23 protein-coding genes are annotated in these 23,008 nt (G+C 63.3%); 15 read left to right on the plus strand and 8 right to left on the minus strand.

Annotation, left to right across the window (positions count from 1 at the left end; all coding sequences use genetic code 11):
- Positions 1 to 4 precede the first annotated feature (4 nt).
- Both ACYHH6_RS19490 and ACYHH6_RS19495 read left to right on the plus strand, forming a co-directional pair.
- A complete protein-coding gene (locus tag ACYHH6_RS19490; protein ID WP_352592504.1) occupies positions 5 to 607 on the plus strand; it encodes a YqhG/Tai3 family protein in 603 nt (200 codons plus the stop codon).
- Positions 608 to 623: 16 nt separating this feature from the next.
- Positions 624 to 1,499: an alpha/beta hydrolase gene (locus ACYHH6_RS19495; protein ID WP_352592501.1), complete on the plus strand. Its 876-nt coding sequence runs from the start codon at positions 624 to 626 to the stop codon at positions 1,497 to 1,499.
- A 7-nt stretch (positions 1,500 to 1,506) separates the two neighbouring features.
- Here the strand turns inward: ACYHH6_RS19495 and queF are convergent, their stop codons facing one another.
- Entirely contained in the window at positions 1,507 to 1,968 is a 462-nt protein-coding gene (gene queF / locus ACYHH6_RS19500) for a preQ(1) synthase (protein ID WP_352592498.1), read from the minus strand.
- A gap of 139 nt (positions 1,969 to 2,107) precedes the next feature.
- Here queF and ACYHH6_RS19505 point away from each other — a divergent pair, with 139 nt between their 5' ends.
- Positions 2,108 to 4,153 carry an oxidoreductase gene (locus ACYHH6_RS19505; RefSeq protein WP_352592495.1) on the plus strand — a complete coding sequence of 682 codons (2,046 nt, stop codon included), beginning with the start codon at positions 2,108 to 2,110 and terminating at the stop codon, positions 4,151 to 4,153.
- Positions 4,154 to 4,307: 154 nt separating this feature from the next.
- Here ACYHH6_RS19505 and ACYHH6_RS19510 read toward each other — a convergent pair whose 3' ends face one another.
- The gene (locus ACYHH6_RS19510) at positions 4,308 to 4,715 is read right to left on the minus strand and encodes a hypothetical protein (RefSeq protein ID WP_352592492.1); all 408 of its coding nucleotides are present in this window, start codon (positions 4,713 to 4,715) and stop codon (positions 4,308 to 4,310) included.
- A 203-nt stretch (positions 4,716 to 4,918) separates the two neighbouring features.
- On the opposite strand from ACYHH6_RS19510, the gene ACYHH6_RS19515 reads away from it, so the two are divergent.
- Entirely contained in the window at positions 4,919 to 5,323 is a 405-nt protein-coding gene (locus tag ACYHH6_RS19515; protein ID WP_434221227.1) for a MarR family winged helix-turn-helix transcriptional regulator, read from the plus strand.
- A 22-nt stretch (positions 5,324 to 5,345) separates the two neighbouring features.
- Here ACYHH6_RS19515 and ACYHH6_RS19520 read toward each other — a convergent pair whose 3' ends face one another.
- The gene (locus tag ACYHH6_RS19520; protein ID WP_352592489.1) at positions 5,346 to 7,412 is read right to left on the minus strand and encodes a putative bifunctional diguanylate cyclase/phosphodiesterase; all 2,067 of its coding nucleotides are present in this window, start codon (positions 7,410 to 7,412) and stop codon (positions 5,346 to 5,348) included.
- Positions 7,413 to 7,723: 311 nt separating this feature from the next.
- Here ACYHH6_RS19520 and ACYHH6_RS19525 point away from each other — a divergent pair, with 311 nt between their 5' ends.
- Together ACYHH6_RS19525 and tdh are read left to right on the plus strand one after the other, a co-directional pair.
- Positions 7,724 to 8,911: a glycine C-acetyltransferase gene (locus ACYHH6_RS19525; protein ID WP_352592486.1), complete on the plus strand. Its 1,188-nt coding sequence runs from the start codon at positions 7,724 to 7,726 to the stop codon at positions 8,909 to 8,911.
- A gap of 170 nt (positions 8,912 to 9,081) precedes the next feature.
- Complete coding sequence (tdh, locus tag ACYHH6_RS19530) at positions 9,082 to 10,116, plus strand: L-threonine 3-dehydrogenase (RefSeq protein ID WP_352592483.1); 1,035 nt, start codon at positions 9,082 to 9,084, stop codon at positions 10,114 to 10,116.
- Positions 10,117 to 10,326: 210 nt separating this feature from the next.
- Here the strand turns inward: tdh and ACYHH6_RS19535 are convergent, their stop codons facing one another.
- Complete coding sequence (locus ACYHH6_RS19535; RefSeq protein ID WP_352592568.1) at positions 10,327 to 10,770, minus strand: MarR family winged helix-turn-helix transcriptional regulator; 444 nt, start codon at positions 10,768 to 10,770, stop codon at positions 10,327 to 10,329.
- Between the two features lie 123 nt (positions 10,771 to 10,893).
- On the opposite strand from ACYHH6_RS19535, the gene hmgA reads away from it, so the two are divergent.
- Genes hmgA through ACYHH6_RS19560 form a run of 5 tightly spaced genes read left to right on the plus strand, consistent with a single transcriptional unit; the run spans position 10,894 to position 14,957 of the window.
- The gene (gene hmgA, locus ACYHH6_RS19540; RefSeq protein WP_352592480.1) at positions 10,894 to 12,207 is read left to right on the plus strand and encodes a homogentisate 1,2-dioxygenase; all 1,314 of its coding nucleotides are present in this window, start codon (positions 10,894 to 10,896) and stop codon (positions 12,205 to 12,207) included.
- A gap of 10 nt (positions 12,208 to 12,217) precedes the next feature.
- Positions 12,218 to 13,105: an MBL fold metallo-hydrolase gene (locus ACYHH6_RS19545; RefSeq protein ID WP_352592477.1), complete on the plus strand. Its 888-nt coding sequence runs from the start codon at positions 12,218 to 12,220 to the stop codon at positions 13,103 to 13,105.
- Positions 13,102 to 14,115: a fumarylacetoacetate hydrolase family protein gene (locus ACYHH6_RS19550; RefSeq protein WP_352592474.1), complete on the plus strand. Its 1,014-nt coding sequence runs from the start codon at positions 13,102 to 13,104 to the stop codon at positions 14,113 to 14,115. Before ACYHH6_RS19545 ends, ACYHH6_RS19550 begins: the two co-directional genes overlap by 4 nt.
- Before the next feature lie 12 nt (positions 14,116 to 14,127).
- On the plus strand, positions 14,128 to 14,424 hold the full coding sequence (locus tag ACYHH6_RS19555) for a hypothetical protein (RefSeq protein ID WP_352592471.1): 297 nt from the start codon (positions 14,128 to 14,130) through the stop codon (positions 14,422 to 14,424).
- Entirely contained in the window at positions 14,421 to 14,957 is a 537-nt protein-coding gene (locus ACYHH6_RS19560) for a DinB family protein (RefSeq protein ID WP_352592468.1), read from the plus strand. The genes ACYHH6_RS19555 and ACYHH6_RS19560 overlap by 4 nt, the downstream gene beginning before the upstream one ends.
- 214 nt (positions 14,958 to 15,171) lie before the next feature.
- On the opposite strand, the gene hppD is transcribed toward ACYHH6_RS19560, so the two are convergent.
- Positions 15,172 to 16,287, minus strand: a complete 1,116-nt coding sequence (gene hppD, locus ACYHH6_RS19565; protein WP_352592465.1) for a 4-hydroxyphenylpyruvate dioxygenase — start codon at positions 16,285 to 16,287, stop codon at positions 15,172 to 15,174.
- A 139-nt stretch (positions 16,288 to 16,426) separates the two neighbouring features.
- Here hppD and ACYHH6_RS19570 point away from each other — a divergent pair, with 139 nt between their 5' ends.
- On the plus strand, positions 16,427 to 16,894 hold the full coding sequence (locus ACYHH6_RS19570; RefSeq protein WP_181061738.1) for an Lrp/AsnC family transcriptional regulator: 468 nt from the start codon (positions 16,427 to 16,429) through the stop codon (positions 16,892 to 16,894).
- A 154-nt stretch (positions 16,895 to 17,048) separates the two neighbouring features.
- Here the strand turns inward: ACYHH6_RS19570 and ACYHH6_RS19575 are convergent, their stop codons facing one another.
- Positions 17,049 to 17,387 carry a protein tyrosine phosphatase family protein gene (locus tag ACYHH6_RS19575; RefSeq protein ID WP_352592462.1) on the minus strand — a complete coding sequence of 113 codons (339 nt, stop codon included), beginning with the start codon at positions 17,385 to 17,387 and terminating at the stop codon, positions 17,049 to 17,051.
- A gap of 207 nt (positions 17,388 to 17,594) precedes the next feature.
- Here ACYHH6_RS19575 and ACYHH6_RS19580 point away from each other — a divergent pair, with 207 nt between their 5' ends.
- Positions 17,595 to 17,939 (plus strand): RidA family protein, encoded by a 345-nt coding sequence (locus tag ACYHH6_RS19580; RefSeq protein WP_192252993.1) that lies wholly within the window; start codon positions 17,595 to 17,597, stop codon positions 17,937 to 17,939.
- 117 nt (positions 17,940 to 18,056) lie between these two features.
- Here the strand turns inward: ACYHH6_RS19580 and hutC are convergent, their stop codons facing one another.
- Both hutC and ACYHH6_RS19590 read right to left on the minus strand, forming a co-directional pair.
- The gene (gene hutC / locus ACYHH6_RS19585) at positions 18,057 to 18,797 is read right to left on the minus strand and encodes a histidine utilization transcriptional repressor HutC (RefSeq protein WP_352589590.1); all 741 of its coding nucleotides are present in this window, start codon (positions 18,795 to 18,797) and stop codon (positions 18,057 to 18,059) included.
- Positions 18,794 to 20,146, minus strand: coding sequence for a formimidoylglutamate deiminase (locus ACYHH6_RS19590; protein ID WP_352589587.1), 1,353 nt, complete (start codon positions 20,144 to 20,146; stop codon positions 18,794 to 18,796). The genes hutC and ACYHH6_RS19590 overlap by 4 nt, the downstream gene beginning before the upstream one ends.
- Positions 20,147 to 20,243: 97 nt before the next feature.
- Between ACYHH6_RS19590 and hutI the strand changes: the two genes are divergently transcribed.
- Both hutI and hutH read left to right on the plus strand, forming a co-directional pair.
- Complete coding sequence (gene hutI / locus ACYHH6_RS19595; protein WP_352589585.1) at positions 20,244 to 21,473, plus strand: imidazolonepropionase; 1,230 nt, start codon at positions 20,244 to 20,246, stop codon at positions 21,471 to 21,473.
- Positions 21,470 to 23,008 carry a histidine ammonia-lyase gene (hutH, locus tag ACYHH6_RS19600; protein ID WP_352589582.1) on the plus strand — a complete coding sequence of 513 codons (1,539 nt, stop codon included), beginning with the start codon at positions 21,470 to 21,472 and terminating at the stop codon, positions 23,006 to 23,008. Before hutI ends, hutH begins: the two co-directional genes overlap by 4 nt.

Raw genomic sequence — 23,008 nt, forward strand, 5'->3', positions numbered from 1 at the left:
TCCAGTGTTCCGCCGTCTCGCCCTGGCGCTGCCTACTCTGTGCCTGCTGGCGGTGGGTATGAGCGGCGCCGCCGCTCAAGGGCTGCTGGGTCCGCCACCCGCAAATGCCCCGGCTGAGACAGTGCCGGGCGGCGCACCGCCTGCAAATCCACCCGGGGTTGCGGTGGAGCCGACAACGCCACCCCTGGCATGGCCGCCATCCGAGCCAGCAGCGCCCGTCCTGCCGGGCTCGCCGACGGCAGTCGTCAAGCCGTTCTACGAACATCTCGGGCTGGAGCTCGATCCGAGCCAGCGCAAGAACTTCGTCGATCCGGCCAAGACCGTGCTCGACAAGAGCGATGCGGTGCGGGCGTCGGGGCAGGGCGAATGTCTCGACCCCAACATGGCGCTCGACAATGCCGATTACGACAAGCTTGCAATCGACAAGAGCCTGAAGAGCATCGAGGCCGTCAATGGTGATCAGGCCAAGGTGGTGGTCGCCTTCGTCGTCGAAGGCAATCAGCATCGGCTGGAGTGGAAACTGAAGAAGGTCGACGGCGCCTGGAAGATATCCGACCTGCTCTCGGTGACCGGCGAATGGGCGCTCAGCCAGTATCAGTGCGAATGAGCCGGGGTGAGCGGCAATGACGCTTCGCGTTTTGCTCGCGATCGTGCTGGTCGGGCTCGGCGCTGCCGCCTGCTCCGTCTACTGGCACATCGGCACCATGCTGATCGCCCGCGAGCCCCGGCAAGCTCTGGCGGAGCCGGGTGACCTGCCGGTTGCGCGCGTCGTGCTCGACCAAGCCGGCGCGCCCGAGCTTGTCGGCTGGGTGGCAGATCGAAAAGGCAGTTGCGGCTCGATCGTCCTGCTGCATGGGCGCGGCGCCAACAGGCTGGCCCTGGTTCAACGAGCGAAACTATTGTTCGATGCCGGCTATTCCATCGTCCTGTTCGACCTGTCGGGGCACGGCGAGAGCCGCGGCGCCATCCAGGGCTTTGGCTACACAGAAGGGCAGGACGCCGCCCGCATCATTGCCTTTGCCAGGCAACGTTTTCCCGGCGAGAGGCTTGGCGCTGTCGGCTCGTCACTGGGCGCCGCTGCCTTTGTCTTCGCAGCACAGCAAGCGCCTGCCGATGCCTATGTGCTGGAGCAGCTCTATGCGAGTTTGCGCGAGACAACGGCATGGCGCATGCCTTTCCACTTCTGGCGCGGGTTCCAGGCCGATGTGCTTTTGGCGCAGATGCCGCTCCGTCTCGGCTTGAGCGCCGACAACGCCAAGCCGGTCGACCGCCTCGGCAAGATCGGTGAACCGCTGATGTTGCTCGCCGGCAGCATCGATCCCTTCATCGATCGCGGGCAGGTGCTGGCGCTGCAGAATGCCGCCGTCGGCTCGCAACTGGTCTGGTTCGAAGGGGCAGGCCATGTCGACCTCTTGCGCTACGACCAGCCGCGCTATCGCGATGCGGTCCTTCCGTTCCTCGCAACGAAGCTGTGCCGGACCGGCGCCGCCAATGGCTGACGCCCGTTCAGCCTCGGCCGCGATAGGGGGCAACACCGGTGTCGGGCAGCCAGGCGCCTTCAGGCGGCGCCCCCGTCTGCCAGAAGACATCGATCGGAATGCCGCCGCGCGGATACCAATAGCCGCCTATGCGCAACCACAGCGGCTTGGTCGCCGCCACAATGCGGCGGCCGATCATCACCGTGCAGTCTTCATGGAAAGCGCCATGGTTGCGAAACGAGGTCATGAACAGTTTGAGCGACTTCGATTCCACAAGGGCGGCGTCGGGTGCGTAGTCGATGACGATATGGGCAAAGTCCGGCTGGCCGGTGACCGGGCAGAGCGAGGTGAATTCCGGACAGGTGAAGCGCACGATCGCCGGCGGCCCGTCGCCGCGCTGGAACGGCACGGTCTCCAGGACCGCAGCTTCTGGGCTCTGTGGCGTCTCGACGTGCGCGCCGAGCTGGGTAAGGGTTTTTGTATCGATCATAAGCGGTTGTCCTTGGATTTTCCGCGCTCATTAGCATCAGACCGAAAAATGTGCAGCGGTTTTCGGATAGATCCGATGCTTAAATAAGAGCTGGAGCAGCGCATGCTGCTCCGACACAAAATGAAAATGCAGGAAGACGATGACCTCCAACGATCCGCTTCTCCAGCCCTATCAGCTCAAGCACCTGACGCTGAAGAACCGGGTGATGTCGACCAGCCATGAGCCGGCCTATTCCGAGGACGGCATGCCGAAACAGCGCTATCGGCTCTACCATGCCGAAAAGGCCAAGGGCGGCATGGCGCTGACCATGACCGCCGGCTCGGCCATCGTCTCGCGCGACAGCCCGGCCGCCTTCGGCAATTTGCATGTCTATGACGACCGCATCGTGCCGTGGCTGGCCGAACTGGCGGACGCATGCCACGAGCATGATTGCAAGGTGATGATCCAGATCACCCACCTTGGCCGCCGCACCGGCTGGAACAAGGCCGACTGGCTGCCGGTGCTGTCGGCCTCGCCGGTGCGCGAGCCTGCGCACCGCGCCTTTCCCAAAACCATCGAGGACTGGGACATCGAGCGCATCGTCGCCGACTATGCGTCGGCCGCGCAGCGCTGCCAGGCCGCCGGCCTAGACGGCATCGAGTTCGAATCCTACGGCCATCTGATGGACGGTTTCTGGTCGCCGGCCACCAACCACCGCGACGACGAGTTCGGCGGTTCGCTCGACAACCGGCTGCGCTTCACCGACATGGTGCTGGATGCCGTGCGGGCGGCGGTCGGAGAAAAATTCGTCGTCGGCATCCGCATGGTCGCCGACGAGGATTTTGAAAAGGGCCTGTCGAAAGCGGAGGGCGTCGAGATTGCCAAGCGGCTCGCTGGCTCCGGCAAAGTCGACTTCCTCAACATCATCCGCGGCTCGATCGAGACCGACGCAGCATTGACCAAGGTCATCCCGGTGACCGGCATGCGGTCTTCGCCGCACCTCGATTTCGCCGGCGAGGTGAGGGCGGCGACGAAATTCCCGACCTTCCACGCGGCGCGCATTTCCGATGTCGCCACCGCGCGCCATGCCATCGCGACGGGAAAACTCGACATGGTAGGCATGACCCGCGCCCACATCGCCGATCCGCACATCATCAAGAAGGTCATGGAAGGCCGCGAGCACGAGATCCGCCCTTGCGTCGGCGCCACCTATTGCCTCGACCGCATCTATGAAGGCGGCGAGGCGCTGTGCATCCACAATGCGGCGACCGGCCGCGAGGCCGAAATTCCACACACCATCGTCAAGACCGAAGGTCCCAGGCGGAAAGTCGTCGTCGTTGGCGCGGGGGCAGGTGGGCTGGAGGCTGCCCGCGTCATGGCCGAACGCGGCCATGACGTCACGGTGCTCGAAGCCTCCGGCCAGGCCGGCGGCCAGGTTCGGCTGGCGACGCAGAACCCGCGCCGCAAGGAGTTGATCGGCATCATCGACTGGCGGCTGGCCGAACTCGACCGGCTCGGCGTCGAGATCCGCTACGATACATGGGCCGAGCAGGACGATGTGCTGGCGCTGTCGCCCGACGTGGTGGTAATTGCCACCGGCGGCCTGCCGCAAAACCCGCCGCTGACAGCGGGCGACAATCTCGTCACGTCGAGCTGGGACATCATGGCCGGCAGCGTCAAGCCGGCGGAGAACGTGCTGCTCTTTGACGACAATGGCGGCCACCAGGGCATGGGCGCGGCGGAGCTGATCGCCAATGCCGGGTCAAAGCTGGAACTGGTTTCGCCGGAACGCTTCTTCGCTCCGGAAATGGGCGGCATGAACCACGTTCCCTACATGCGCGCCTTCCAGGAAAAGGGCGTCACCATCACCATCAACACCAGGCTGCGCTCGGTGCGGCGCGAGGGCAACCAGCTGGTCGCCGAATTGGCCTCCGATTTTGCCGATGGCTGGCGCGGCGAAAGGCGGGTCGACCAGGTCGTGGTCGAGCATGGCACCGCCCCCCTCGACGATCTCTATCTCGCGCTGAAGCCGCTGTCGAAAAACGGTGGCGCGATCGACTACGAGCGGCTCGTCGGCGGCGGCGACATTTTTCCGCAGCGCAACCCGCAGGGCAGCTTCGTGCTGTTGCGCATCGGCGATGCCGTCGCCTCGCGCAACATCCACGCCGCCATCTATGACGGCATCAGGTTCGGCTTGCGGATCTGAGCCCATTCCCGGCCCGGCTGTTGGCGCGCAGTCGAGCCTCTGTGCGGAGAGCCACCTTGCACATCGGTTCGATCTGCGCGCCGCGCACGTCGCCGGCCTGGAGCCAAGCGACATGCGATGCGGAAAGCTTCAAGCTGACGTGGCGCGGCAGCGCTCAAATCATCCTGGCGGTGGCCATGCACAGGACGGTGAGCACCAGCAGCCACGCGGCGACCCGCTCGCCGCCAGCCATTTTGGCGCGCAGCGCCGTTTCCGTGGCGGCGTCCGCCCCGGCAAGCTGCCGGCTGGTCTTGTGAACCACAGCGCTGAGAACGCCGGCTGCGGCAAAGGCGGCCAGGATGCCCAGCGCCAGCACCATTTCCATCGAGCCGAAATAGGCGCCATGGAAGAAATACCAGAGCAGCGCGCCGGTCAGGAACACCACGCCCGCCGAGCCCAGTTGCGGCTGGATGAAACGCTCGGCCTTGATTTCGGGATCGCGGGCCAGCGTGATGGTGGTGCCGGCCCAGAACACGCCGGCCATCACATGAAGGCCGATAACGACGATGTAGACATATTGCATGGTTCCTCCTTGCCCCACCGCCAATGAACGTCGCCAAAACTGGCCCTCGGTCCGGCTCAAGGCAACGCGGATAACGTTAGCAACGACAGGTGATATAGTTAGACATCGAATGATTCGATGTCAATGAATAATGCTGCGTTCCCTCGCTCGGTCCCTTGTTCTACTGTCGGCTCATGACTCCCTTTGACCGCCCGCCCGTCGGCATGAATCTCGCGCGTACCTCCAAGCTGGTGGCGCAGGCTTTTGACGCCGCTTTGGTCGAGGCCGGCGGCACGCTGCCGGTGTGGCTGACCCTGCTTTCGGTCAAGTCGAGCGAGCTCGCCAATCAGCGCGAGCTTGCCGGCATGATCGGCATCCAGGGCGCCACGCTCACCCACCATCTCAACACCATGGAGGCGCAAGGCCTACTGACGCGCCGCCGCGATCCCGATAACCGCCGGGTTCATCTGGTCGAACTGACCGCAGCAGGCGAGGCAATGTTCGTGAAACTGCGCGCGGCGGCTCTCGTTTTCGACAAGCGGCTGCGCACCGGATTACCGGACGACCGGCTGGCGGAGTTCGCCGAGGTGCTGGCGGTGTTGCGGGCCAATGCCGCGCCCGCCAAATGACCGGCACCGGTGTGGCAATAGTCTAGGCTAAATTGCCCTGCAACACCTTGAGCTTGGCTTTCTTCGGGCTGCGCGCCAGCAGCCATTCGCGTGCCTTGTCCTGCGGCATCGGGAAGGCGATGGAATAGCCCTGCACCTGGTCGCAGCCAATCGCCATCAGCGAATCGAGCTCGGCCTCGGTTTCCGCACCCTCGGCGACGATCGAGATGCCGAGGCCGCGCGCCAGTTCGGTGATGGCGCGCACGATCTTGGTGTTGTCGCCATTCTCGTTGATGTTCTGGACGAAGCGGCGATCGATCTTCAACCGGTCGATCTCGTTCGGATTGACGTGGCTGAGCGAGGCATAGCCGGTGCCGAAATCGTCGAGTTCGAGATGAATGCCGGCGGCTCGGATGTGGCGCAGCTTGGCCGCGATGCCGGTCTTCTCGTCGTCGAGAATGACGGATTCGACGATCTCCAGCGACAGTTTGTCGGGCGACAGCCCAGCCTTCTCCAGCGTCGCGAACAGGAAGCGGTCGAAATCGGGTTCGCGCAGTTCAGTGCCCGACACGTTGACGGCAAGCCGCCCGAAGGCAATGCCGGCGCGGTCCCATTCGGCTGCCTGCTCGATCGCCTTGGCAAAGACGATGCGGCCGATCTCGGGCATGAAGCCGCATTTTTCGGCGACGGGAATGAACTCGCCTGGCGAGATCATGCCGCGCTCGGCATGTTTCCAGCGCACCAGCGCCTCGATGCCGCTGATGGCGCCATTGGTCAGCGACACCTGCGGCTGGAAATAGACCTGGAAGGCATTCTCAGAGATGGCGACCCTGATGTCGTGCTCGAGCTGCTTGCGGTAATCGAGCTCGCGCCTGAGTTCCTCGGAGAAGAACGAGAAGCTGCCGCCGCCAAGCTTCTTGGCGGAATAGAGCGCGAGGTCGGCATGGACGAGCAGATCCGCCGCATTGTCGGCGTCGATGGGATAGACGGCAATGCCGGCGCTGGCGCCCGGAAGGACGGTCGTGCCCTGGAACATGATCGGCTCGTTGATCTGCTCGAGGATGCGCCTGGCCAGCATGTTGATGTCCTCGGTGCCGCCGGCGCCGTTGAGGATCATCACGAATTCGTCGCCGCCAAGACGCGCGCACAGATCCGAGGCGCGACAGGAATCGCGCATGCGTTGCGCGGTGACCACTAGCACATAGTCGCCGGCGGCGTGGCCGAGCGTGTCGTTGATCTGCTTGAACCGGTCGAGATCGAGCTGGATCACCGCCAGCCTTTCGCGCCGGCGATGCGCGCCCTTGATCAGCGTTTCGAAGTGATCGGTCAGGAAGGTGCGGTTGTGCAGGCCGGTCAGCCCGTCATGCACGGCGATGAAGGCCATCGAATTGCGGGCGTCGACAAGCTCATGCGTCTTGCGCAGGATCGCCTTCGACATTGGCCGAAAGATGAAAAGTGCGACCAGAACGATGACGCCGATGGTGGCGTAGAACAATGTGCGGTGCAGATCGAGCAACTTTTCCGACCGTTCGTCGGCGAAGGCGTTGATGCGCTGACCAAGGGCTGCATAGCCCGACAGCGTCGCATTGGCGACCGAGGCGTCGAGGTTAACGCGCTCGCCGCCGCCCTTGTAGGCGGCGTTGCCGGAGAGCTGGGACTCGAAGGACGAGATCAGCCGTTGGCCGTTAGCGATCAGCCCGACCGAGAAATAGTCGAGGTGGAACGGCTTGGCGAACAACACGTTCTCGATCGATTTCGGATCGGACCGCGCCGGTGACAGGGGATCGGCCCCGGTCTGCTCGAGCAGTAGGTCGTAATTTGTCTCGAATTCGGTGGTCGCCTGCTTCAGCGCTGCAACCAGGGCCGGCTGCTTGTCGCGTGAAGCAGGACCGGTTGCACTGGCCAGGAACACGATACGCTGCGACAGCGCCTTCTGGGTGCTGACGATATCGAGCAGAGTATGGTTGTGCTGTTGCGCCGCCATCATCTGCTGCAGTAGGATGAAGGAGGCCATCACCATGGCTGCGATGATCAGCAGCGCCAGCCAGTAGCCGGTCTTGATCAGCAGGATGAGTTTCCCCGAGATGGTTTGCACCGGCTGCTGCGACATATTCTAGGTGACCCCTCGGTCGAACGGATTTCCGCCACGGATTCATGGCGAGAAGACCATTGGCTTGAAAGGGTTAACAGGTCTCGAAGCCGGCGGGATTGTTGCTTCAGCAGTCAATGAAAGCTGCCGAAATGGTTATCATGTTCTTTCGCGGCATGGCCATATTTGCACACCTGCTACTCCAACATGCTGGTTTTGCGATCGGATCGCGCCAAGGTTGAGCTTGCCGCGCCACCGAAGTGGTCGCATTTACGGTGGATTTTTCATTCAGGGGGCGCGACAGTCGCCGCCAATCTCAATAGGGCCTGATCATGAGCGCGGCATTCCTCTCCCATATCGACAATGAACTGCAAGGGTTGAAATCGGCCGGGCTCTACAAATCCGAGCGGGTGATCACCTCGACGCAGTCGGCCGAGATCGAGGTCGGCGGCGACAAGGTGCTGAACTTCTGCGCCAACAACTATCTCGGCCTCGCCGACAGCGCCGAATTGCGCACGGCAGCCAAAGGCGCGCTCGACCGCTATGGCTACGGCATGGCTTCGGTGCGCTTTATCTGCGGCACGCAGGAAGAGCACAAGCAGCTTGAGGCGACGATTTCTTCCTTCCTCGGCCTGGACGACACCATCCTTTACGGCTCGTGCTTCGACGCCAATGGCGGCCTGTTCGAAACGCTGCTCGGCGAGGAGGATGCGATCATCTCCGATGCGCTCAACCATGCCTCGATCATCGACGGTGTGCGGCTGTCGAAGGCAAAGCGCTTCCGCTACGCCAACAACGACATGGCCGACCTCGAAGCGCGGCTGAAGGAAGCGAAGGACTGCCGCTTCCGGCTGATCGCCACCGACGGCGTGTTTTCCATGGACGGCATCATCGCCAATCTGAGGGGCGTCTGCGATCTCGCGGAAAAGTACGACGCCATGGTTATGGTCGATGATAGCCATGCGGTCGGCTTCGTCGGCAAAAACGGCCGCGGCTCGGCCGAATATTGCGGCGTCGAGGGCAGGGTGGACATCATCACCGGCACGCTCGGCAAGGCGCTCGGCGGTGCCTCCGGTGGCTACACCTCCGGCAAAAGCCAGGTGGTCGACTGGCTGCGCCAGCGTTCGCGGCCCTATCTCTTTTCCAACACGCTGATGCCGGCGATCGCCGGCGCTTCGATCAAGGTGTTCGAGCTGATCCGCAATGGCGACGCCTTGCGCGAGCGCCTATATGCCAATGCGGCGCGGTTCAGGTCCGAAATGGGCAAGCTCGGCTTCACGCTTGCCGGTGCTGATCATCCTATCATCCCGGTGATGCTGGGCGATGCCAGCCTGGCGCAGGAGATGGCACAGCGCATGCTGAAGCGTGGCATCTATGTCATCGGCTTTTCCTTCCCGGTAGTGCCGAAAGGCCAGGCGCGCATCCGCACGCAAATGTCGGCGGCGCATTCCAGCGCTGATATCGACCGCGCCGTGGCGGCATTCGCGGCGGTCGGCCGGGAACTGGGCGTCATCGGCTGAGAGTTTTACCCTCCCCCTCGTGGGGAGGGTCGACTTTCGACCGCTTGCGAAAGCAAGCGGGCGGGAGGCGGGGTGGGGGTCTGCAGGGTCACGACCTCCCCCAGTTGTTTGACCCCCATCCGGCCCTTCGGGCCACCCTCCCCACAAGGGGGAGGGTAAGGAGCTAGACGATGTCGAACATGATGAAGGCGCTGGTGAAGGCCAAGGCCGAACCGGGCATCTGGATGGAAGAGGTGCCGGTGCCGGAGATCGGCCCGAATGATGTGCTGATCAAGGTCAAGAAGACGGCGATCTGTGGCACCGACGTCCACATCTACAATTGGGACCAGTGGGCGCAGAAGACCGTGCCGGTGCCGATGGTCACCGGCCATGAATTTGTCGGCACGGTTGCCGATTTCGGCGCCGCGGTCACCGAATACAAGGTCGGCCAGCGCGTGTCCGGCGAAGGCCACATCGTCTGCGGCCATTGCCGCAACTGCCGGGCGGGCAGGGGGCATCTCTGCCGCAACACGCTCGGTGTCGGCGTCAACCGTCCCGGCGCCTTCGGCGAATATCTGGCAATTCCGCAGCACAATGTCGTGCCCATCCCCGACGATGTGCCCGACGAGATCGCCGCCATCTTCGATCCACTGGGCAATGCCGTGCATACCGCATTGTCTTTCGATCTGGTCGGCGAGGATGTTCTGGTCACCGGCGCCGGGCCGATCGGCATCATGGGCGCGCTGGTGGCGCAATGCGTCGGTGCCAGAAAAGTCGTCATCACCGACATCAATCCGGTCCGGCTGGCGCTGGCCAAAAAGCTCGGCGTCCAACATGTCGTCGACGCCTCCGAGGAAAAGCTTAGGGATGTCATGCCCGCGCTCGGCATGACCGAGGGGTTTGACGTCGGTCTCGAAATGTCGGGCGCCGCGCCCGCCTTCCGCGACATGATCGACACCATGAACAATGGCGGCAAGATCGCCATTCTGGGCATCGCGCCGACCGGCTTCGAGATCGACTGGAACAAGGTCATCTTCAAGATGCTGCACCTCAAGGGCATCTACGGCCGCGAGATGTTCGAGACCTGGTACAAGATGATCGCCTTGGTGCAGGGCCCGTTGGACGTGTCGGGCCTGATCACGCACCGCATCGGCATTGATGATTTCCAGACAGGGTTTGACGCGATGAGGAGCGGCAGTTCGGGCAAGGTGGTGATGGATTGGTAGGCGGGCAGAGTCGCGCCCCCTATTGGAGACGATGGAGGGACGGCACCCCCCTCTGGCCTGCCGGCCATCTCCCCCGCAAGGAGGGAGATTAGCAGCTTCGTCGTCTTGTTGATTTCTGCTACGTCCGAGATTGGCGAAAGCCTTCGTGACATCTGATCTCCCCCTGGCGGGGGAGATGTCCGGCAGGACAGAGGGGGGTGTGAAGGATCGCTACGGAACGGACAACGCCGTCTCCAGCGCCGCCACCCCGTTCACAATCGCCGCTCGTTCCGCCGCGCTGAGCCTAGCCAAAAGCTCGCGTTCAAACGCCTTCGCCAGCGGCACCATCTCGCGATAGGCGGCCAGCCCCGTTTTAGTCAGCGTCAGATACTCCACGCGTCTATCATTCTCGTCCGGCGTGCGTGTCAGCCAGCGCCTTCGCTCAAGCTCGGCCACCGCTCGCGAAACCTTGGTCTTGTGCATGGCCGATTGTTCGCCGAGCGCTGTCGCCGTCATCGTGCCGCGCTGGCCCAGCCCCGAAAGCGTGCGCCATTCCGGCCGCGTCAGGCCGTGACGGTCGCGGTAGATACTAGAGAATTCGCGGCTGACGGCGTCCGCTAGCCGGTAAAGCCGATAGGGCAGGAAGCGTTCAAGCTCTAAGACTTCAGGTTCCATCTGCGCACCGTGGAAGCGGCGTTTGCCGTTGATAGTTACATTTTCAATGGTTACAAATGAAACCAGTTTGGTCAACAGTGCCGGCAAGCAGCGTTTCGCGAGGCCGGGATCAGGGAGGATCGGATGGCCTTTTCCTACATGCCGGGCTTCGGCAATGATTTTGAGACCGAGACCTTGCCCGGCTCGCTGCCGCAGGGGCGCAATTCCCCGCAGCGGCCGGCTTACGGCCTCTACGCCGAACAGCTTTCCGGCTCGCCCTTCACAGCGCCGCGCGGCACCAATGAGCGTTCCTGGCTCTACCGCATCCGGCCGAGCGTCAAGCACACCGGGCGTTTCAAAGCGGCGAGCTATCCCCTGTGGAAGACCGCTCCCAATGTCGGCGACCACGAGCTGGCGCTCGGCCAGTACCGCTGGAACCCGGTGCCGATGCCGAAGGAGCCGACCGATTTCATTCAGGGCATGCGCACCATCACCACGGCCGGCGACGTGCTGGGGCAGAGCGGCATGGCGGCGCATGTCTACGTCGCCAACCGTTCAATGGTCGACGACCATTTTTTCAACGCCGACGGCGAGTTGCTTGTCGTGCCGCAGGTCGGCGCCTTGCGCTTCGTCACCGAGATGGGCGTCATCGAGCTTCGGCCCGGCGAGATCGCCGTGCTGCCGCGCGGGCTGGTCTTCAAGGTCGAACTCGTCGATGCCGAAGTGCGCGGCTATGTTTGCGAGAATTATGGCGCCAAGCTCACAATGCCCGACCGTGGCCCGATCGGCGCCAATTGCCTGGCAAATCCGCGCGACTTCAAGACGCCCTGCGCCTGGTTCGAGGAGAAGGAGACACCGTGCCGGCTGACGGTGAAATGGTGCGGCAATTTCCATGTCACCGAGATCGGCCATTCGCCGCTCGACGTCGTCGCCTGGCACGGCAATTACGCGCCCTATAAATATGATCTGGCGATGTTTTCGCCTGTCGGCGCCATCCTGTTCGACCACCCGGATCCGTCCATCTTCACCGTGCTGACGGCGCCGAGCGGCGAGGAGGGCACCGCCAACATCGACTTCGTCATCTTCCCGCCGCGCTGGCTGGTGGCGGAGGACACGTTCCGGCCGCCCTGGTATCACCGCAACATTATGAGCGAGTTCATGGGCCTGATCCACGGCCAGTACGACGCCAAGGAGGAAGGTTTCGTGCCCGGCGGCATCAGCCTGCACAATCTGATGCTGGCCCACGGCCCGGACGCGCCTGGCTTCGAAAAGGCCTCGCGTGTCGAACTGAAACCGGTCAAGCTCGACAACACCATGGCGTTCATGTTCGAGACCCGATTCCCGCAGATGCTGACCCGCTACGGCGCCGAGCTGGAAACAAGACAGGACAATTACATCGACTGCTGGTCCGATCTGAAGAAGCGTTTCAACGGCACGCCGGAGGGCGACTGGTCTTGAGGCTCGCCCTATGAGCGACCGGTTGGTGCTCCTCGGTTCCAAGGGCGGCCCGGCGCTGCGGCCGGGCGGGCCATGGCCGAGCTCGTCGCTGCTGGAACTCGGCGGGCGAACCATCGTCGTCGATTGCGGACTCGGCGTCACGCGTGGCCTTGTCGATGCCGGCATCGGCCTGAAGGCTCTCGAACTCATCTTCGTCACCCATCTGCATTCCGACCATGTGCTGGAACTGGGGCCGCTGCTGCACACCGCCTGGACGGCCGGTCTAGCCAGTCCGGTGACGCTGTTTGGTCCGCCCGGCACCGGCCATTACTGGCGGCGCTTCTGCCAGGCGATGGAGTTCGACATCGAAATCCGCATCGTCGATGAAGGCAGGCCGGACATCCGTGAACTGGTTTCGATCGTCGAATTCGGCGAGGGCGAGATTTTCGAACAGCGCGGCCTGAAGGTCTCGGCGCTGCGCGTCAACCACCCGCCGGTGACCGATTGTTTCGCCCTGCGCTTCGACCATGATGGCAAAAGCGTCGTGTTCTCGGCCGACACTGCCTTCTTTCCGCCGCTCGCCGGTTTTGCCAAAAATGCCGACATCCTCATCCATGAAGCCATGCTCGAGGAGGGCATCGAGCGGCTGGTCGCCAGGACTGGCAACGGCGTGCGGCTCAGGGAACACCTGCTTGCCAGCCACTCCTTTGCCGAGGAAGCCGGGCGCATCGCCACTGAAGCTGCGGTAAAAAGGCTGGTGCTCAATCACCTCATTCCGGCCGACGATCCCGCGATCGTGGAGATCGATTGGGAGGCCGCTGTCAGGAAATCGTGGGCAGGTGACTTGACGATTGCCCGCGACGGCCTTGTTGTGAACGTAGACGGCGCCAAAGCCGCATCAGGAGAGGAAACCGCATGAAGCTTGCCACATTGAAGGACGGGACGCGCGACGGAAAGCTCGTCGTCGTCTCGCGCGACCTGACGCGCTTCACCGACGCCTCGTTCCTGGCGCGAACGCTGCAGGCCGCGCTCGACGACTGGCAGCGGATTTCGCCGCATCTGGCGACCATCGCTGAATCGCTGGAAAACAATGCGGTGCCGTCGGCACGCTTTCATGAGCATGACGCGCATTCACCGCTGCCACGCGCCTATCAATGGGCCGACGGTTCGGCCTATGTGAACCATGTCGAGCTGGTGCGCAAAGCCCGTGGCGCCGAGATGCCGGCCAGTTTCTGGACCGATCCGCTGATCTATCAGGGCGGCTCGGATTCCTTCATCGCGCCGCGCGAGCCGATCCGCATGGCCGATGAGGCCTTCGGCATCGATATGGAGGCGGAGGTCGCCGTCATCGTCGACGACGTGCCGATGGGCGCCAGTCTCGACCGGGCGCGCGCCGCGATCCGGCTGGTCATGCTGGTCAACGATGTGACGCTGCGCGCGCTCACCGGTCCCGAACTCGCAAAAGGGTTCGGCTTCTTCCGGTCAAAGCCGTCCTCGGCATTTTCGCCGGTCGCGGTAACGCCGGACGAGCTCGGCGACGCCTGGGATGGCGGCAAAGTCAGCCTGCCGCTGCTCGCCGATCTCAACGGCAAGCCGTTCGGCCGCGCCAATGCCGGCGTCGACATGACCTTCGATTTCCCGGCTTTGATCGCTCATGCCGCGAAAACACGGCCACTGGTTGCAGGCACCATCATCGGCTCCGGCACCGTCTCCAACAAGCTCGATGGCGGGCCGGGCAGGCCGGTGGCGGCGGGCGGGGCCGGCTATTCCTGCATCGCCGAACTGCGCATGATCGAGACTATTGAATCAGGCGAGCCCAAAACGCCATTCCTGCGTTTCGGCGACACGGTGCGCATCGAAATGAAGAACAGAAGCGGAAACTCGATCTTCGGCGCCATCGAGCAGAAGGTCGAGAAATATGAGCAATAGCGGGGGTATGGAATGACGGGGGAGGCGTTCTATCTGCTGGCCGGCGTCTGGGCGCTTGGAATTCTGGTGGTGTTCATTCAGGCGATCCGGCTGAGCTACCGCATCGAGGCGCGCTCGCCCGATCTGACCAACCGCAGCGGCTACCCGCGCAGGGCGATGATGTTCCACACCATCACCAACACCAATGTGGCGCGTGACGAGGAAACGCAGGCCATGCGCCGGCGCATGAACCGGCTGTTGCTGATCGTTGTCGCCGGCTTCGCGGTCATGGCGGCAGGCATTGGCCTGGTCAGACGAATGAACTCGTGACCTTGCTCGATCATCTGCGCCGCATGGCTGGCAACAATCTCTGGTCGAACGATCGACTCTACCGCGCCGTGCTTGCGCTGAAGCCCGGCGAATTCGAAGCCGAACGCACCAGCTTTTTTCCGTCGATCAAGGCGACGCTCAACCACATACTTGCGGTCGACTATCTCTATCTCGATTTCCTGGAAGAGGGCGGCGTCGGTGCTGCCGCACATGACGATTACGTGCCGTTCGATGAGCCGCAGGCGCTGTTTGCCGCCCAGACCGCGGCCGACCGGCGGCTAATCGCTTTTTGCGGCAAGCTGTCGACGGACGATCTCGACCGCCGCGTCATCACCGACCGGCGCGAGGACGGCATGATCCCCGAAAAGATCGGCGATATCCTCGCCCATGTCTTCCTGCACGACATCCACCATCGCGGCCAGGTGCATGCGATGCTCTCCGGCACCTCGGTCGCGCCGCCGCAATTGGACGAATTCCTGCTCGATTACGATTTGAAGGTGAGGAAGGAAGAGGTCGAGCGGCTGGGATTGTGATCGAACAAATTCGCGATGCAGGCGCCGCCCCTCATTGCCCTGCCGGGCATTTCTCCCCGTAAACGGGGAGAAAGAGGCTGGCCGCAATGCCGGCGCCATCTTCTGAGACGGTGGTAGTTGGCGAAATCACCGATGGCAGCGTCCCTCGCCCCGTTTACGGGGAGAGGATGCCGGCAGGCAGGTGAGGGGCAGCTCGACGCTGATAATTCGGTTGTTAAGCCGCTTTGCCGTCCACCTTGATCACCCCGCGCTTGATCTGGTCCTGCTCGATCGACTCGAACAGCGCGCGGAAATTGCCTTCGCCAAAGCCTTCGTCGCCCTTCCTCTGGATGAATTCGAAGAAGATCGGCCCGATCACGGTTTTGGAGAAAATCTGCAGCAGGATCTTGGTCGTGCCGCCATCGACCACGCCTTCGCCATCGATCAGGATGCCGTGTTTCTTCATCCGCTCGATCGGCTCGTCATGGCCGTTCACGCGGGCATACGACATGTCGTAATAGGTCTCCGGCGGGCCGGGCATGAATTTCAGACCGTTGGCCGCCAGTTTGTCCGTGGCAGCGTAGATTTCATCGGTGCCGACGGCGATGTGCTGGATGCCTTCGCCATTGTACTTCTTGAGATACTCGGCGATCTGGCTGGTCTCGTCCTTGGATTCGTTCAAAGGAATGCGGATCTTGCCGCAGGGCGAGGTGATGGCGCGGCTGACCAGGCCGGTGATCTTGCCGTCAATGTCAAAGAAATGGATCTGCTTGAAGCCGAACAGTTCGCGGTAAAAGTCCCACCATTTGTCCATCTGGCCGCGATAGACATTGTGGGTGAGGTGATCGAGGAAATAGAAGCCGACACCTTGCGGCCTCGGGTCGCGTTCGCCCAGCCACTCGAATTCGGCATCATAGGCCGAGCCCTTCTTGCCATAGGCGTCGATGAAATAGAGCAGCGAGCCGCCAATGCCGACGATCGCCGGCACATCGAGCGCCTTGTCATCGCCTTCGTAAGGCGTGGCGCCTTTCGACACTGCATGGTCGAAAGCATGTTTGGCATCGACCACACGCCAGGCCATCGAGGCGGCGCACGGGCCGTGCTTGTCGACGAATTTCATCGCATGCGAACCCGGCTCGGCATTGACGACATAGTTGATGTCGCCCTGGCGCCAGACGGTGATGTCTTTTGTGCGGTGCTTGGCCACCGCGACATAGCCCATGCGGGTGAACAGTTCTGCGAGCTTCTGCGGCTCCGGATGCGCGAACTCGACAAACTCGAAACCGTCGGTGCCGGCCGGGTTTTCCTTGCTGATCTTGGCGGGCGGGGCGTCGTGCGGGAAGGGACCCATGGCATTCCTCCAAACGGATGGTGGCCGCATCGGACCACGAGATGACAAATGATAGCGCGAAGTGGCCGCACGGTGCTTGCATTCAAACGCTTGAAATGATCATCTCGTGCGTAATTCATGCATGAATGGAGATAAATACATGGATGATGCGCGCATCGACCAATTTGACCGCAAGATAATGGCTCTTCTGCAGGGCGACGCGCGGCTCACCAACAACGACCTCTCGGAACGCGTGAACCTGTCGGCATCGCAATGCTCGCGCCGCCGCCAACGGCTGGAGGAGGACGGCTACATCAAGGGCTATCGCGCCGTGCTCGACCGCGACAAACTCGGCTTCTCGCTGGTCAACGTCATCTCGGTGACCTTGGCCACCCACAACCGCGACAATGCCAGGCGCTTTGGCGAATTGCTGGCGCGGCTGCCGGAGGTGCAGGAGGCGCATGCGCTGACCGGTGAGATGGATTATATCTTGAAGGTGGTAACGCCCGATCTGAAATCTCTGTCGGAGTTCGTCAACGGCGTGCTCCTGCCGCATGAATCCGTCCAGCATGTGAAAACGGCGATCGTGCTGGAGACGCTCAAGGAAACCGGTGCGCTGCCGATTTAAGGTGTGTTGATATTCAGGTGATGCCGGTCTGCAATCGGCGGCTTCCTGCGCTTCCGGTGCTCACGTACTTAAGTACGCTCCGCTCCGGTTCTCGTAAGCCACCGTTTTCGACTCGGCCTGACCTGAATCTCAGCACACCTTGCGCGGGGAATCTTCAACCCTTCGACTGCTGGATCAGCCCATAAAGATTGGTGCACCGCGCACCAGACCGGCAATAGGCGAAGACCGGCCCTTCGAGCGCGTCGAGCGCCTCGGCCTGGTCCTCGACATTCTCGGCGGTGATCTGGCCGCTGATCACCGGGATGTAGCGGAAGGCCAGCCCGGCGGCTTCGACCGCCGCCTTGACGCTGTCGGCCGAGGGTTGGCCGGGCTGTTCGTCATCCGGCCGGTTGCAGATCACGCTCTTGAAGCCGGCTTCCTTGATGGCGGCGGCGTCTTCGGGCTGGATCTGGCCCGAGACCGAATAGTCCTCGCTGATTTCGCGATATTCCATGGCTCTCATCCTCGCAATCTGGTTTGGCCGGAGTCTTGCCACTCTCGCACGAGATCGGCAATCCGCGCCGGAAAGAAATCCCTCCGCGCAGATAGACATTTGCGGCCTAAGATCCAACCAGGCTCAAGAGGTTTCGCGCTGTTGGCCTTGCCCGGAGCCAGCGCCAACTCTAAACAGGCCCCCTCCGACAACAGGAAGGAACCTCCCATGAGCATTCGTCGCATTGATGTTGGCCCGCGCATGAGCCAGATCGTCATCCACGGCAACACCGTCTATCTGGCCGGCCAGGTTGGGACGCCTGGCGCCAGCGTCGGCGAACAGACCAAGTCGATCTTGGCCACCATCGACGAATTGCTGGCCAAGGCCGGCACCGACAAGACCAAGATACTGCAGGCGATCATCTGGCTGGCCGACATGGGCACCTTTGCCGAGATGAACAAGGAATGGGACAAGTGGGTGCCGCAAGGCAACACGCCCGCCCGCGCCACGGGTGAGGCCAAGCTGGCAGGGCCGGAATACACGGTCGAGATTATTATTACGGCTGCGATCTAGGGTTTACCTCCCCCCTTGTGGGGAGGTCGGACCGAAAGGTCCGGGTGGGGGTGCGGCGCCGACCCCCACCCCGCTGCTCCGCAGCGACCCTCCCCACAAGGGGGAGGGTAGAAAGCGCTACCCCTGCGAAGGCCTAAACCTTGCCACCAGCGTGTGGCTCTTCGCGGCGTAGGTGAACCTCACCTGCGTCACCGGGTGTTCCGCACTCCAGGTGCGGCGCTCGACCACCAGGCACGGCGCGCCGGCTGCGATGTCGAGCGCTTCGGCGATGTGCTTGTCCGCCGCCACGGCGCGGATGCGGTGTTCGGCTTCGCTCCATGGCACGCGGCCGATCAGCCAGGGGCCGGGCGCGATGTCGAGAAACTCTTCTTCACCGGCTTCCGCGACAGCGGCGAGATTGATCAGCCGCTGTTCGTGCGCGAAGGGCCGCTTGCCGGCAAAATGCCGGCATTCGAGCGCCAGCACCGAGCCGGCGGCGTCCAGTTCCAGCAAGCCACGATCCTCGGCGTTGCTGCGTCTCTTCTGCCGCGCCACGCGCTCGTAGCGATAGGGCAGCCCCAGCGCCTCGACCTCGATCCTGATGTCGTGGATTTCCAGCACCGCCGCCTGCGATTGCGGCTGGCGCACGAAACTGCCCGAACGGCGGCGGCGCTCGATCAGCCCGGCCTTGGCCAGCTGCGACAGCGCCTTGTTCACCGTCATGCGCGAGCAATTGTAATCGGCCGTCAATTCGTGCTCGAACGGGATGCGGAAGCCCGGCGCCCAGACGCCGGACATTATTTTTTCGCTGATATCAGACAGGATGCGTTGGTGCAGCGAACCGCCGCCTTCCACCGCAGCTGTCTCGATCATGCTCATGCCGAAAGCGCCGTCATCACCTGGCCAAAGCGCTCGGCGATCGCCTCACGCCTGGCATGCCGGCCGCCGCTGACCTGCTTTTTACCATGCACCCAGACGCAATCGACCTTGCTGCCATTGGCAAAAATCCAGGCATCGAGAATGGCATCGCCGCTCTTGCCGGCAAGCGAGGGATGGTTCTGGTCGAGCGAGACGAAATCGGCCGGACCGCCGGCGGCGATCCGCGACGGACCGGCGCCCAGCGCCACGCTGCCGCCGTCGAGGGCTGCGTCGAACAGAGCGCGCCCGGTCGAGCCGCCAGCCACCGCCAGAACATTGCGGGCGCGATGCGCAAGGCGCTGCGAATATTCGAGCTGGCGCAATTCGTCCGGCAGGCCGATCAGCACATTGGAATCGGAGCCGACGCCGAAGCGGCCGCCCTGTTCGGTGAACAGCGGCGCGGCGAAAGTGCCGTCGCCGAGATTGGCCTCGGTGATCGGGCACAGGCCGGCAATGGCGCCGCTTTTCGCCATGCCGATGATCTCAGTCTCGGTCATATGGGTGGCATGGATCAGGCACCAGCTTTTGTCGATCTCGGCATTGGCGAGCAGCCATTCGACCGGCCGCGCGCCGGACCAGGCGAGGCAGTCCTCGACTTCCTTCACCTGCTCGGCGACGTGGATGTGGATCGGCCCGTTCGGCGCTAGGGCTGTAACTGCGGTGAGCTCCTCCGGCGTCGCGGCGCGCAGGCTGTGCGGGGCAACGCCGACGACGGCCTGATTCAATGCGCGAACGGATTCGCGGCTTTTCTCAAGCAAGCGCCCGAAGCGATTCACATCGTTGATGAATCGCCGCTGGCCTTCATTGGGCGCAACGCCGCCAAAAGAAGAATGCGCATAAAACACCGGCAGCAGCGTCAGGCCGATACCCGTCTCGGCGGATGCAGCAGCAATGCGCTCGGCCATCTCGGCGAGGTTGGCGTAGGGCTTTCCGTCGCGGTCGTGATGGAGATAGTGGAACTCGCCGACGCGCGAGAACCCGGCCTCCAGCATCTCGACATAGAGCTGTGCGGCAACCGCCTCGACCTGGTCCGGCGTCATCGACAGCGCGAAGCGATACATTACTTCGCGCCAGCTCCAGAAACTGTCGGCGGAGGGGCCGCGCAGTTCGGCAAGGCCGGCCATGCCGCGTTGGAAGGCATGACTGTGCAAGTTCGGCATGCCGGGCAGCAGAATGGCGTGACGTTCGTCGCCGGCCTGCGGTGAAGAACCCGGCTCGACCGTCGTGATCTCACCGCCGCTCAGCGAGATCCGCACTCTGTCATGCCAGCCATCGGCCAGCAGCGCCTGTTCCGCAAAGATCGCCGTCACGTTTTTCTCCGAATCCGAATTTCCGATGACAATAGCACTTGCAGTGCGTTCCAATATGTATATACATAATCGCCATCCAATCAAACGGAAAAAGATGATGGCGGCACAGAACAAAAGCCGGGCAGGGGACCTTCACCTTTGGCGCAATGCGCGCCTGGCGACCATGGCCGAAGCCGGACTGGGTATCGTCGAGAAGGGCGCGATCGCAACCCGCGACGGCGTTATCGTCTATGCCGGACCGGAAGCCGACATGCCGTCAGCCTTGAGTCAGGGTGCTGAGGTCACCGACTGCGAAGGCCGCTGGATCACGCCTGGGCTGATCGACTGCCACACCCATCTCGTCCATGCCGGCAACCGCGCCAACGAGTTCGAGATGCGGCTGGCCGGCGCCACCTATGAAGAGGTCGCCAGGGCTGGCGGCGGCATCGTTTCCTCCGTCAAATCCTTGCGCGCTGCCAGCGAAGACGAGTTGGTTGCGCAGACGCTGCCGCGCCTCGATGCGCTGATGGCAGAGGGCGTCACGACGGTGGAGGTAAAGTCGGGCTACGGGCTCGATCTCGAAAATGAACAGAAGTCGCTGCGCGCGGCCCGGCGTCTCGATAAGGAGCGGCCGGTGACGGTTCGCACCACCTTCCTCGGCGCGCATGCGCTGCCGCCGGAAGCCAAGGGCGACAAGGACGCTTTCGTCGATCTGGTCGCCAACACCATCCTGCCGGCCATCGCCGCCGAGGGCCTGGCCGACGCCGTCGACGGTTTCTGCGAAGGCATCGCCTTTTCGCCGGGGCAGATTGCCCGCGTCTTCGACAAAGCCAGGGCACTCGGCTTGCCGGTCAAACTCCATGCCGACCAACTGTCCAACCTTCACGGTGCCGAACTCGCCGCCCGCTATGGCGCGCTGTCGTCCGACCATCTCGAATACACCGACGAGGCCGGCGCCGTGGCGATGGCGAAAGCCGGCACCGTGGCGACGATCCTGCCCGGCGCCTACTATTTCATTCGCGAAACCAAGAAGCCGCCGATCGGCCTGTTTCGCCAGCACGGCGTCAAGATGGCCGTCGCCACCGACAACAATCCCGGCACCTCGCCGCTGACCTCGCTGCTCTTGACCATGAACATGGCTGCGACCTTGTTCGGCCTGACCGTCGAGGAATGCCTGGCCGGCACCACCCGCGAGGCCGCCCGCGCGCTCGGACTGCTCGGCCAGACCGGCACGCTCGAGGCAGGCAAATCCGGCGACCTGGCGATCTGGAACATCGAGCGCCCGGCCGAACTCGTCTACCGCATGGGCTTCAACCCGCTTCATGCCCGCATCTGGAGAGGACAATGACCGAACTCAACCTGAAGCCCGGCAATGCGGCGCTGGCCGACTGGCGCGCGATCTACCGTGGCGCCGTGCCGAAGCTCGACGCTGCCTGTCGCCCGAAGATCAAGGCCAGCGCCGAGGCAGTCGCCCGCATCGTCGCCAAGGGTGAGCCGGTCTATGGCATCAACACCGGCTTCGGCAAACTGGCCAGCGTCCGTATTCCGGCCGCCGACCTTGAAACGCTGCAGCGCAACATCGTTCTGTCGCATGCCGCCGGCGTCGGCGAGCCGATGCCGGTCGCGGTGGTCCGGCTGATGATGGCGCTAAAACTCGCCAGCCTGGCGCAGGGGGCTTCCGGCGTGCGGCCGCAAACCATCGAATTGCTGGAAGCAATGCTCGCCAACGACGTCATCCCCGTGGTGCCGGCGCAAGGCTCGGTCGGCGCCTCCGGCGACCTTGCGCCGCTGTCGCACATGACGGCGGTGATGATCGGCGTCGGCGAATGCTTTACCCCGCATGGCCGCTTTCCGGCCAAGGTTGCTTTCGTCTCGCACGGCCTGGAGCCGGTGACGCTCGGCGCCAAGGAGGGTCTTGCACTGCTCAACGGCACTCAATTCTCGACCGCCTATGCGCTAGCCGCTTTGTTCGAGGCCGAGGTGCTTTACCAGTCGGCGCTGGTCGCCGGTGCGCTGTCGACCGACGCCGCCAAGGGTTCGGACGCGCCCTTCGATCCGCGCATCCATCTCCTGAGAAAGCACCCCGGCCAGATCGAGACGGCTGCGGCGCTGCGCAATCTCATGACCGGCAGCGCCATCCGTGAATCGCACCGCGTTGGCGACGAGCGCGTGCAGGACCCGTACTGCCTACGCTGCCAGCCGCAGGTGATGGGTGCAGCCCTCAGCGTGTTGCGTCAGGCCGCCGATACGCTCGGCACCGAAGCCAATGGCGTCACCGACAATCCGTTGATCTTCGCCGAGGACGATACGGCGCTTTCCGGCGGCAATTTCCACGCCGAGCCGGTGGCTTTCGCCGCCGACATGATCGCACTCGCGGTCTGCGAGATCGGTTCGCTGTCGGAACGCCGCATCGCCATGCTGGTCGATCCGGCGCTCTCCGGCATGCCGGCCTTTTTGACGCCGAAGCCCGGCTTGAACTCCGGTTTCATGATCCCGCAGGTGACGGCGGCAGCTCTCGTCTCCGAAAACAAGCAGAAGGCCTATCCGGCGAGTGTCGATTCCATCCCGACCTCGGCCAACCAGGAAGATCATGTCTCGATGGCCGCGCACGGTGCGCGCCGGCTGATCGGCATGGTGGAAAATGCCACTGCCGTCATCGGCATCGAACTGTTGGCTGCCGCGCAAGGCTGCGATTTCCATGCACCGTTGGCGTCGAGCGCGGCCCTTGAAGCCGTGCGCAAGCTGGTCCGCTCCGAGGTGCCGCATCTCGACACCGACCGGCATTTCCACCCGGACATGGAAAAGGCCATCGCCATGGTGCGCAGCGGCGCCACCATCAAGGCGGCCGGCGCGGTAACACTGCCTTCGATTTCGGGAGCCTGA

This window comes from Mesorhizobium sp. P171375 (assembly GCF_057786075.1).

What these genes read in the sequence shown, in the direction of transcription:
- ACYHH6_RS19495 (WP_352592501.1), top strand. Translation starts at nt 624, where the DNA reads ATGACGCTTCGCGTTTTGCTCGCGATCGTGCTGGTCGGGCTCGGCGCT.
- queF (WP_352592498.1), bottom strand. Translation starts at nt 1,968, where the DNA reads ATGATCGATACAAAAACCCTTACCCAGCTCGGCGCGCACGTCGAGACG.
- ACYHH6_RS19505 (WP_352592495.1), top strand. Translation starts at nt 2,108, where the DNA reads ATGACCTCCAACGATCCGCTTCTCCAGCCCTATCAGCTCAAGCACCTG.
- ACYHH6_RS19510 (WP_352592492.1), bottom strand. Translation starts at nt 4,715, where the DNA reads ATGCAATATGTCTACATCGTCGTTATCGGCCTTCATGTGATGGCCGGC.
- ACYHH6_RS19515 (WP_434221227.1), top strand. Translation starts at nt 4,919, where the DNA reads ATGAATCTCGCGCGTACCTCCAAGCTGGTGGCGCAGGCTTTTGACGCC.
- ACYHH6_RS19520 (WP_352592489.1), bottom strand. Translation starts at nt 7,412, where the DNA reads ATGTCGCAGCAGCCGGTGCAAACCATCTCGGGGAAACTCATCCTGCTG.
- ACYHH6_RS19525 (WP_352592486.1), top strand. Translation starts at nt 7,724, where the DNA reads ATGAGCGCGGCATTCCTCTCCCATATCGACAATGAACTGCAAGGGTTG.
- tdh (WP_352592483.1), top strand. Translation starts at nt 9,082, where the DNA reads ATGTCGAACATGATGAAGGCGCTGGTGAAGGCCAAGGCCGAACCGGGC.
- ACYHH6_RS19535 (WP_352592568.1), bottom strand. Translation starts at nt 10,770, where the DNA reads ATGGAACCTGAAGTCTTAGAGCTTGAACGCTTCCTGCCCTATCGGCTT.
- hmgA (WP_352592480.1), top strand. Translation starts at nt 10,894, where the DNA reads ATGGCCTTTTCCTACATGCCGGGCTTCGGCAATGATTTTGAGACCGAG.
- ACYHH6_RS19545 (WP_352592477.1), top strand. Translation starts at nt 12,218, where the DNA reads ATGAGCGACCGGTTGGTGCTCCTCGGTTCCAAGGGCGGCCCGGCGCTG.
- ACYHH6_RS19550 (WP_352592474.1), top strand. Translation starts at nt 13,102, where the DNA reads ATGAAGCTTGCCACATTGAAGGACGGGACGCGCGACGGAAAGCTCGTC.
- ACYHH6_RS19555 (WP_352592471.1), top strand. Translation starts at nt 14,128, where the DNA reads ATGACGGGGGAGGCGTTCTATCTGCTGGCCGGCGTCTGGGCGCTTGGA.
- hppD (WP_352592465.1), bottom strand. Translation starts at nt 16,287, where the DNA reads ATGGGTCCCTTCCCGCACGACGCCCCGCCCGCCAAGATCAGCAAGGAA.
- ACYHH6_RS19570 (WP_181061738.1), top strand. Translation starts at nt 16,427, where the DNA reads ATGGATGATGCGCGCATCGACCAATTTGACCGCAAGATAATGGCTCTT.
- ACYHH6_RS19575 (WP_352592462.1), bottom strand. Translation starts at nt 17,387, where the DNA reads ATGGAATATCGCGAAATCAGCGAGGACTATTCGGTCTCGGGCCAGATC.
- ACYHH6_RS19580 (WP_192252993.1), top strand. Translation starts at nt 17,595, where the DNA reads ATGAGCATTCGTCGCATTGATGTTGGCCCGCGCATGAGCCAGATCGTC.
- hutC (WP_352589590.1), bottom strand. Translation starts at nt 18,797, where the DNA reads ATGAGCATGATCGAGACAGCTGCGGTGGAAGGCGGCGGTTCGCTGCAC.
- hutI (WP_352589585.1), top strand. Translation starts at nt 20,244, where the DNA reads ATGGCGGCACAGAACAAAAGCCGGGCAGGGGACCTTCACCTTTGGCGC.
- hutH (WP_352589582.1), top strand. Translation starts at nt 21,470, where the DNA reads ATGACCGAACTCAACCTGAAGCCCGGCAATGCGGCGCTGGCCGACTGG.